A 10000-nucleotide genomic window follows, 5' to 3' on the forward strand; every position below is an offset into this window, starting at 1 on the left:
CCGTCGTAGAGGGTAACAACCCCGTAGTCGAAACTTCGTTCTCTCTTGAATGTATCCTGAGTACGGCGGAACACGTGAAATTCCGTCGGAATCTGGGAGGACCATCTCCCAAGGCTAAATACTCCCTAGTGATCGATAGTGAACCAGTACCGTGAGGGAAAGGTGAAAAGCACCCCGGAAGGGGAGTGAAAGAGATCCTGAAACCGTGTGCCTACAAATAGTCAGAGCCCGTTAACGGGTGATGGCGTGCCTTTTGTAGAATGAACCGGCGAGTTACGATCCCGTGCGAGGTTAAGCTGAAGAGGCGGAGCCGCAGCGAAAGCGAGTCTGAATAGGGCGTTTAGTACGTGGTCGTAGACCCGAAACCAGGTGATCTACCCATGTCCAGGGTGAAGTTCAGGTAACACTGAATGGAGGCCCGAACCCACGCACGTTGAAAAGTGCGGGGATGAGGTGTGGGTAGCGGAGAAATTCCAATCGAACCTGGAGATAGCTGGTTCTCCCCGAAATAGCTTTAGGGCTAGCCTTAAGTGTAAGAGTCTTGGAGGTAGAGCACTGATTGGACTAGGGGTCCTCATCGGATTACCGAATTCAGTCAAACTCCGAATGCCAATGACTTATCCTTAGGAGTCAGACTGCGAGTGATAAGATCCGTAGTCAAAAGGGAAACAGCCCAGACCGCCAGCTAAGGTCCCAAAGTGTGTATTAAGTGGAAAAGGATGTGGAGTTGCTTAGACAACTAGGATGTTGGCTTAGAAGCAGCCACCATTTAAAGAGTGCGTAATAGCTCACTAGTCGAGTGACTCTGCGCCGAAAATGTACCGGGGCTAAATACACCACCGAAGCTGCGGATTGATACCGAATGGTATCAGTGGTAGGGGAGCGTTCTAAGGACAGTGAAGTCAGACCGGAAGGACTGGTGGAGTGCTTAGAAGTGAGAATGCCGGTATGAGTAGCGAAAGACGGGTGAGAATCCCGTCCACCGAATGCCTAAGGTTTCCTGAGGAAGGCTCGTCCGCTCAGGGTTAGTCAGGACCTAAGCCGAGGCCGACAGGCGTAGGCGATGGACAACAGGTTGATATTCCTGTACCACCTCTTTATCGTTTGAGCAATGGAGGGACGCAGAAGGATAGAAGAAGCGTGCGATTGGTTGTGCACGTCCAAGCAGTTAGGCTGATAAGTAGGCAAATCCGCTTATCGTAAAGGCTGAGCTGTGATGGGGAAGCTCCTTATGGAGCGAAGTCTTTGATTCCCCGCTGCCAAGAAAAGCTTCTAGCGAGATAAAAGGTGCCTGTACCGCAAACCGACACAGGTAGGCGAGGAGAGAATCCTAAGGTGTGCGAGAGAACTCTGGTTAAGGAACTCGGCAAAATGACCCCGTAACTTCGGGAGAAGGGGTGCTTTCTTAACGGAAAGCCGCAGTGAATAGGCCCAAGCGACTGTTTAGCAAAAACACAGCTCTCTGCGAAGCCGTAAGGCGAAGTATAGGGGGTGACACCTGCCCGGTGCTGGAAGGTTAAGGAGAGGGGTTAGCGTAAGCGAAGCTCTGAACTGAAGCCCCAGTAAACGGCGGCCGTAACTATAACGGTCCTAAGGTAGCGAAATTCCTTGTCGGGTAAGTTCCGACCCGCACGAAAGGTGTAACGATTTGGGCACTGTCTCAACCAGAGACTCGGTGAAATTATAGTACCTGTGAAGATGCAGGTTACCCGCGACAGGACGGAAAGACCCCGTGGAGCTTTACTGTAGCCTGATATTGAATTTTGGTACAGTTTGTACAGGATAGGCGGGAGCCTTTGAAACCGGAGCGCTAGCTTCGGTGGAGGCGCTGGTGGGATACCGCCCTGACTGTATTGAAATTCTAACCTACGGGTCTTATCGACCCGGGAGACAGTGTCAGGTGGGCAGTTTGACTGGGGCGGTCGCCTCCTAAAGTGTAACGGAGGCGCCCAAAGGTTCCCTCAGAATGGTTGGAAATCATTCGTAGAGTGCAAAGGCATAAGGGAGCTTGACTGCGAGACCTACAAGTCGAGCAGGGACGAAAGTCGGGCTTAGTGATCCGGTGGTTCCGCATGGAAGGGCCATCGCTCAACGGATAAAAGCTACCCCGGGGATAACAGGCTTATCTCCCCCAAGAGTCCACATCGACGGGGAGGTTTGGCACCTCGATGTCGGCTCATCGCATCCTGGGGCTGTAGTCGGTCCCAAGGGTTGGGCTGTTCGCCCATTAAAGCGGTACGCGAGCTGGGTTCAGAACGTCGTGAGACAGTTCGGTCCCTATCCGTCGTGGGCGTAGGAAATTTGAGAGGAGCTGTCCTTAGTACGAGAGGACCGGGATGGACGCACCGCTGGTGTACCAGTTGTTCTGCCAAGGGCATAGCTGGGTAGCTATGTGCGGAAGGGATAAGTGCTGAAAGCATCTAAGCATGAAGCCCCCCTCAAGATGAGATTTCCCATAGCGTAAGCTAGTAAGATCCCTGAAAGATGATCAGGTTGATAGGTTCGAGGTGGAAGCATGGTGACATGTGGAGCTGACGAATACTAATAGATCGAGGACTTAACCATATAATATGTAGCAATGTTATCTAGTTTTGAAGGAATATGCCTTCATAGTTTGGTGATGATGGCAGAGAGGTCACACCCGTTCCCATACCGAACACGGAAGTTAAGCTCTCTAGCGCCGATGGTAGTTGGGACCTTGTCCCTGTGAGAGTAGGACGTCGCCAAGCAAGCTTAAGACGAGTCAGAATGACTCGTCTTTTTTGTATGCTTTCATGCCTCTGTTAATTGCTTGTTTAACTCCTTCTAAATAGGCAAAGCCATGCTTTTTATCTGGTTCTAAGTAAGTACCTTCTGCCCATTCATTCCACGCATTAATAAATAAAAACTCGCTGTTGTAAAGAGAATAGGTGCGCTGGATTTGCTTACTTAAATATATCGTGAACTTCTCAGGAGTAGAGCCTACGAAAATGCTGCTATTTAAATCTTTGCGGCGTGCTGTGTTATCCCAGTCAACAAAGGCACCGGGAAATGTTTTTTTCTCTGAAGGAGATCGCTTTAATATATACATCCACACTTTATCATAATCCCAAGCGTTTATTTGTTTACTAGATTCATATATTATCTTATTTATGTCGGAAGAACTATCGTGAGCAATTGTATAAAAAGGTTCGAATTGAATGCTAGCATCAAATCCATTTATATTAGGAAGTGGAAAGCTGTTTAATGTTTCTGCGAAGTATATACCTTTCAAACCATTTTCTTGTGCGAGTGTATTCCAGTAATTAAGCATTTGCTCACAGTCAGGGATATGCCCAGGACGGTAAATAATGAATAGTGGTTTATCATCTATACGAATATACCTTTCATCTTGGAAAGCTTGTAATAAATAGTCGAAGTGTTCTTTCCAATCCGATAACTCTCCATAATTTTGAGGCATTAATATATGACTATCAAGACCATCCCAAGTTTTTGTCCACGGTTCATTTGCCCAAGAAAGGCAAAATGGAAAATCTGGTTCGCCCGTCTTAAGTACTTCATTAAAGGGTGTCTCCAATAGCCTTTTTCCTTTAAACCAGTAATGGTAATAACAAAAACCATATATGCCGTGTGCTTTAGCGATTTCTGCTTGCCACTTTCTTACGGATGGGTCCGTTAAGTCATAATAAAAGTCTTGATAAGGTTCTCTAGGTTGATAATGTTTTGAAAATAAAGGCCGTGCACTTTTAGTATTTGTCCATTCAGTAAAACCTTTTCCCCACCATCGGTCATTTTCTTTTATTTGATGAAACTGTGGTAAGTAAAAAGCAATAATTTTCAAGGTATATCCCCCTTATGTTCTTCGTAGTTCAAAGTGGTGGGAAGTTACTTTTGATTTTTTGAATCGAGTTTACAGTTTGCTCGATAGAGGAATCTTGGGTGATTTAATATATATGGCTGAGATGAAAAGTAATTTTCATTATAAAATTATGTGCATTACCATGTAAGAAAAGAGTTAATCTTTTTGGAGAACAAATAGGGCTTGGGGTAATCGGTTTGCATCATCAAAAAAGTCCCGTAGCTTTAAATACTTCTCATAGTGATTTTTAATATAAGTTCTAGGTATAACGGTTTCTCCGTATAAGCTACTATTTCTAACGTCTCCGGCTCCTGTAGGACTGTGGACAAAATTGCCGCTTTCATAATCCGAGATGGCCCGATTTATATCTGGAAAAGCTTGAGATAAAGTTTTATGCCAACCCGTTTGAATAAATTCAGGGTGTTCCTTGAATTGTTGACAGTAATCGAGAAAATAGCGTGCTTGTGTTGTAGCGATGAAGATTCCACCTGGACGAAGAATTCTTGAAAATTCCTTTATCCAATGTTCTGCAGTTTCTTCGGATAAATGTGAGAATACAGAATAAGCGAATATGATGTCCAATGAATTGTCATTAATAAATTCTACAGGAGGTTGTGGATTGGCGGTTTTATATATTCCTCTTCCTAACGTTTCATTGCAAATGTTAATCATTGCTGGATCTACATCAATCCCAAGTAAATTTTCATCGCGAACATCTTTGAAAAAAAAGCGTATAATTCTTCCCCACCCGCAACCAAAGTCTAAAATTTTACGTTCTTTATTCAAGGGAACACCTAAATTTTGGGCATATGTTTTTACATGGCTATAAAACAAATATGCTTCATAAAGAGCATGTTCATAGGAAGCACCTACAAACTGTTGTTGAATTTCTTCAGGAGGGAACATAGGTACTGGGATGCCATTTATCTTTGTTTGTGAACAACTTTGTATAAATAGATTTAGAAGTTCAACATCAGAAAGTGGACTAACAAGGTTATCAAAATCACTTCCTAACTTAAAGTTATTCATTTGTTAACCTCCAAATTATATAGTGCCTAAAAATTATGTTCGTGTTTTTTACTAATAAAAACATGTAGAAATTCAGCATCTAATCCTAGTGATCTATCCTTTTGTAAATAAACAATTGTATACATGTTTGCATGGGTATAAATATATTCAATCATATCTTGCCCCCAATCAAATGTTACTAAAGATCCATTCTCATCAATAGGATTTCCATGATAAATTGGCTCTTCTATATACTCAATTCCTTCTTTATTTATTCTTGCTCTTTGTAAAGTCTTTGGGAGTGTATGATACCAAGGGACAGTAAACACATGAGCGCCACCAGGCTTTAATACACGTTCTATTTCTTTAAAGGCTTTTTTTGGCTCCATTACATGTTCAAAGACATCTTGCGTAATGAACAAATCAAAAGATTCATTTTGGAAATTCATGTCTTCTAAGTTCTCACATCTAATTCCTTGAAAGTATTGACCAAGAGGGTAGTTTTTAAAGTATTGAGAATATGTATAGTTTTTACAGTTTTTTATTAGTAGCTGAGTCGTAATCCCTCCAGGAGAGGATTCGTGGATATGATAGGAACCCCATTTTGGGAAAAATGTATTTAAAACATGGATTAAAGCTCGTTGCCTCGGTATAGAGTGGCATGTAGAACATAAGTAGTGATCTCTAAGCCAATCATTATGCTCTATAAATATAGCTTCTTTCTCGCAAATAACACAGTATCCAGTATTGTGCTTTAAATTACCTTCCACATGACATCACTCCTGTGTGAAAAATACATATGACATACGCCAACAATTAGCGAAATCAAAGAGGGCGGGTGAAAAGTAGGGAACCCACATTAATTAAAGTTTCACTTTATGCTATGCGATACATTCACTTGTATTCATTGGAGAATGATGTATCGACTTAAAATACTCCTTTTATGTAAGGATACATTTCAAAGTCCTGTGCATATATTTCTGTAACTAACTCCATTGTTTCTTTATCATAAAAACTTTCATATGTTGGAAAGCGAGGGAAGGCCGCATCTGTAAGGCTGAGTTCCGCATAGTTTCCTGTATAAATCATCTTATGAGCGCGATGATGATCTGAGCTTGTAAGTAGCGCTAAATAGGATTTAAGTAAATCGTACGTGTGTTCTAACTTGGTGATTTGTGTATTAAAATCTTCTAAAGGAATATAGTGTTGGATAAAATTTTCTTCACCTGGAACGTATTGCTGACTGAAATGTATGTCCATTGCTACGGAATTGGAACCGAATGCTCGAATGTAATATAAAAATTGTTTAAATGATATTCCTTGGTTACTATATTTGTCATTATACAAATACTGGCGGATACTTTCCCATTGAGGGCTAGCATATGGATTGTCAGCAAGTAATAAAAATGAGCTGACAGCCCTTGTATAGGGATTCCGCACAAGTTTACAAACATCTTTTTTTGCTGCTAGAAGACCATTTTGTAACTCTGGTATGTAGTTGGTGCTGTTTTTATACACCCAGAATTCATAGTAATGAATAAAGTCATGGTATTTTTTTGCTTCAGTAAATAATCCAATTTGAAAAAAGAACCAATTAGCTAATGTAGTACATCCGCTTCTGTGGCTCCAGAATAGTATCAGGGGAAAGTCTTTATGGAAATGTGGAATTCGGTCTTTATGTAGAATTACATGATTTAACAGCTCTTGATTTACATTCTTCATAAATTTAATGCTCCTTTTTGAAAGTTTTATTTATGGAGAAGGCTTTACTAATCCAATATATTCATGGAAATGAGTAAATATTATGAGTGTTTTTCGGTCATCTTAGATAAGACAGCAATTCTAAACAGAAAATAAAGATAATGAAAATGTATAAGAGGCATACAATTATAAGAGAAAGAATAATAGAATTGTCCAAGTTCATTTATTTGTATTTACAGGTGTGATAAGTAAAAATCTTATTACTAGAGAGGATATTATGGGGAAGAATAATTATTTAATAGTAGGTGGAAATAGTTTCATTGGTATTAACCTCGCATTAGGTTTATTGAAACAAGGTCAAAACGTAAAAGTATTTTCCAGGCATATAAATAATTTTCCTCAAAATATTATAAATGAGGTTGAATTTATTAAAGGTGATTTAGCAAATGTTGAAGATATATATAAAGCTTTAGTGAATGTGGATATTATTATTTATTTAGCTGCAACGTCTAATGTAACAACTTCAATTGAAGATGTTTTCGGAGATATAAACAGTAGCCTTTTTTTTCTTAATTTCATGGAAAGTGCTAAAAATTTCCCCATTAAAAAAATCGTATTAGCATCTTCTGGAGGCACAGTTTATGGTGAACCAGAATATTTACCTATTGATGAGAAACATCCGTTAAAACCACTTTCTCCTTATGGAATAACAAAAGTGTCGCTTGAAAATTATTTGTACTTTTATAAGAAAAAGTATGGAATGGATTATGTTGTATGTAGATATTCTAATCCGTATGGAAAATATCAGAACCCGTTAAAGAAAGTTGGAGCAATAAATTGTTTTTTGTATCAGCATCTCAGTAATGAAAAGATTAATATATATGGGAATCCACAAGAAATTATTCGAGATTATATTTATATCGATGATTTAGTGGAAGTTACTATACAACTATCGCAATTAAATCACTTGAAATTTTGTGTGTATAATATAGGCAGCGGAAAGGGTCTCTCTTTAAAACGAATTATAGTAGAATTGGAGAAATTAACGGAAAGAAAAGTGGACTTTATCTGCTATAAACAAAAGCAAGAAAACGTTCAAAAAATCATTTTAAATATAGATAGAGTAAGACGAGAATGTAATTGGGAACCGAAAGTGGATTTCAAAAGTGGAATTAGATTAAATAAGCTATGGATTGAAGAGTTCTTATATAGTAAAAAATAATAAGCCATGCCCTACTTCTGTATAAGTAGAGCGTGGTTTATTATTTTATTTCTTTTTTTATTACCCAAAGATCTTGATGTTCCCACCAAAAACCTTCAGTGTATTTTTTGATGATAGGATTATAAGGTAATAATTTAATTTTGTCACATACGTAAGAGGGGCTAACGATCGTTTGCCCGTATTGATGAACATCTAAATCGAGTTGTTCGCTAGAGGGAAGAAACCAATAACCCCGTTCATTTAAAGCGGGAAAGCCGAAGTACTTTTTACTTTGATATCCATGAGTTGTGAAAATGAATAAGCCGCCAGGGGAAACTGCGTTATACAATGTCTGAAGCCAACGAAACCAAGTTGTATCAGGCATATGAGAAAAAAAGGATAGGCCAAAAACGATATTATACGTAGACGATAATTTTATTTGTTCAGGTTCAGGATGAGATAAGATAGATGATGTATGTAATGTGCGTTCAAGAAAAGTAATGGCCTCTTCATGTATATCACAGGCAGTTATACGTAAGTTCGTTTGTAGGTTTAATAAATGACGTGTTACGCAGCCATATCCGGATGCGAATTCTAATAATTTAATTGGAGTATCTACAGGGGGATAAAAGGAAGTCGTTAAATCTAAGAGTGTTTCTGCTGATTTTCTTCCATCTTTAAAATAATAATCTATTGCTTCTTTTTTAGATGGAAAGACTGGATTCGTGACAAGGAATTGAAAGATATGATCCTCTGGGTGGATACTTGCATTTACATTGTAGTTTTGTGCAATTTGAGAAATCAAATCTTTATTTGCCTCTATAAATTCTTTCAAAGAGTAACCCTCCCTTAAATAATAGTAATATCTATAAGAGATACGGATGGTAAAGAAAATATTATAATCAAACTTTCAAATATGCTTTAAGGTACTTTCTATATGCGTACATTTTCTTTTTTGAAATGTCGTCGATAGTAAAGGTATCTTTAATGAAATTCTGCATTTGTACAACTTCACTGTAATGGGAATATGAATCTTCTGTTCTTGTTACGCTATTTGTATGTCGTCTATGATAGTTTAGAGGTTTTGGATTAAAATAAATGTTCCCCTCTTTAAGGAGAGAAACATAGAAAAACCAATCGCCAGCTACTTTAAACTTTTCCAATTGTTTTGCTGTAGTTTTTATATCTATGTTTTTAAAAACTACACTTGAGACATTAGGTATGGTGTTTTTGATAAGTAACGTATCTTGTATTTCATCTATCCCTTTTCGGACATAAGAACGCAGCCATTTGTTCTTATCAATATCGTTTGTGTAATCCAAATAATGATTGGCCAAGATATTCCCTTGTTCATCTATTTGTTTTGATTGTGTGTAACTTAAGGAAACATCACTATCTATATGAAACCCTTGTATTACTTCTTCTAAAAATGTCTGATCACATAAGTCATCGGCCTCAGCAATCCAAATATAATCACCGGTTGCTGCAGAGACACCTTTTATCCATTGATTAAATACAGAACCAGAGTTTTTATCGTTAATAATTTGCTGAACTTTCAGGTGGTGTTTATTTTCGTTTGAGAGCACCTTTTCAAATGTAGATACGCTATTGTCAGTAGAGGCATCGTCTAGGAAAATTAGTTCGTAAAGGGGATAGGTTTGATTTAATATTGATGTAACTCGTTCGGGTAAGTATTTTTCGTAATTATAGTTCGGTATAATGACGCTTATTTTTTTATAATTATGCTCAAGCAAGTTTAATAATTGATAAACGTAATGAAGAAAGTTGAAATCTTTTTCAATAAGTTCTTGGCCAAAGGTCCCTTTCTGTAATCGTAAATCTTCATCCCCGATAAATTCATATATTTTTTCCAGCATCATCGGTAAGTTTAAATAGTCTACTAATGCACCGGTTTGTTCCGTAACAACATCTTCAAAACCTCCAGCGTTTTTAAACCCTATAACAGGGACCTTTGTATCTAATGCTTCTAAAACCACGTTTGGGAAAGGATCTTCTCTTGAAGTTAATAAATATAAGTCAGCCCCAGCGTTATATAAACCGATATCTGGAGTAGGCTCCACTAATGTGAAATGTGCTGTATATCTTGGTGATAGCGTGTTTAAAAAGTGAACATCCGTTCTCCCAACCCAGATAAAATGAATATTTTTATGAATCTTTCTTACTGAGTAAGCAATAAGTGAGAATAAATCTATCCCTTTTCGATGGTCAGCGAAACCTACCCCCAAAATAAT

General features: G+C 38.5%; 7 protein-coding genes and 2 rRNA genes (2 of these 9 cut by a window edge). 3 read left to right on the forward strand and 6 right to left on the reverse strand.

Annotated features, from left to right (window positions below):
- A 23S ribosomal RNA gene (locus NLJ82_RS01590) occupies positions 1-2565 on the forward strand; it begins 358 nt to the left of the window's first position.
- A 48-nt stretch (positions 2566-2613) separates the two neighbouring features.
- A 5S ribosomal RNA gene (gene rrf, locus NLJ82_RS01595) occupies positions 2614-2729 on the forward strand.
- A 14-nt stretch (positions 2730-2743) separates the two neighbouring features.
- On the opposite strand, the gene NLJ82_RS01600 is transcribed toward rrf, so the two are convergent.
- The 4 genes from NLJ82_RS01600 to NLJ82_RS01615 form a co-directional block, all read right to left on the reverse strand.
- Positions 2744-3820: a glycosyltransferase WbsX family protein gene (locus NLJ82_RS01600; RefSeq protein ID WP_000691008.1), complete on the reverse strand. Its 1077-nt coding sequence runs from the start codon at positions 3818-3820 to the stop codon at positions 2744-2746.
- Positions 3821-3994: 174 nt separating this feature from the next.
- Positions 3995-4867, reverse strand: a complete 873-nt coding sequence (locus tag NLJ82_RS01605; protein WP_001058703.1) for a class I SAM-dependent methyltransferase — start codon at positions 4865-4867, stop codon at positions 3995-3997.
- A gap of 26 nt (positions 4868-4893) precedes the next feature.
- Positions 4894-5616 carry a class I SAM-dependent methyltransferase gene (locus NLJ82_RS01610; RefSeq protein WP_000398935.1) on the reverse strand — a complete coding sequence of 241 codons (723 nt, stop codon included), beginning with the start codon at positions 5614-5616 and terminating at the stop codon, positions 4894-4896.
- Positions 5617-5773: 157 nt separating this feature from the next.
- Complete coding sequence (locus NLJ82_RS01615; protein WP_000800265.1) at positions 5774-6568, reverse strand: sulfotransferase family 2 domain-containing protein; 795 nt, start codon at positions 6566-6568, stop codon at positions 5774-5776.
- Between the two features lie 256 nt (positions 6569-6824).
- Between NLJ82_RS01615 and NLJ82_RS01620 the strand changes: the two genes are divergently transcribed.
- Positions 6825-7769, forward strand: coding sequence for an NAD-dependent epimerase/dehydratase family protein (locus NLJ82_RS01620; RefSeq protein WP_000517672.1), 945 nt, complete (start codon positions 6825-6827; stop codon positions 7767-7769).
- Between the two features lie 40 nt (positions 7770-7809).
- Here the strand turns inward: NLJ82_RS01620 and NLJ82_RS01625 are convergent, their stop codons facing one another.
- Both NLJ82_RS01625 and NLJ82_RS01630 read right to left on the reverse strand, forming a co-directional pair.
- Complete coding sequence (locus NLJ82_RS01625) at positions 7810-8583, reverse strand: class I SAM-dependent methyltransferase (protein WP_000657500.1); 774 nt, start codon at positions 8581-8583, stop codon at positions 7810-7812.
- Between the two features lie 67 nt (positions 8584-8650).
- Positions 8651-10000, reverse strand: partial view of a glycosyltransferase gene (locus tag NLJ82_RS01630; protein ID WP_063246610.1) — the 3' portion only. Its footprint extends 582 nt past the window's final position; 1350 of the gene's 1932 nt are visible here — the last part of the coding sequence; its start codon lies off the right edge, out of view — the gene reads right to left on this strand; the stop codon is at positions 8651-8653.

This window comes from Bacillus paranthracis, assembly GCF_024296885.1.
Taxonomy (GTDB): Bacteria; Bacillota; Bacilli; order Bacillales; family Bacillaceae_G; genus Bacillus_A; species Bacillus_A paranthracis.

Coding starts and splice junctions, on each gene's coding strand:
- NLJ82_RS01605 (WP_001058703.1), bottom strand. CDS start 4,867: ATGAATAACTTTAAGTTAGGAAGTGATTTTGATAACCTTGTTAGTCCA.
- NLJ82_RS01615 (WP_000800265.1), bottom strand. CDS start 6,568: ATGAAGAATGTAAATCAAGAGCTGTTAAATCATGTAATTCTACATAAA.
- NLJ82_RS01620 (WP_000517672.1), top strand. CDS start 6,825: ATGGGGAAGAATAATTATTTAATAGTAGGTGGAAATAGTTTCATTGGT.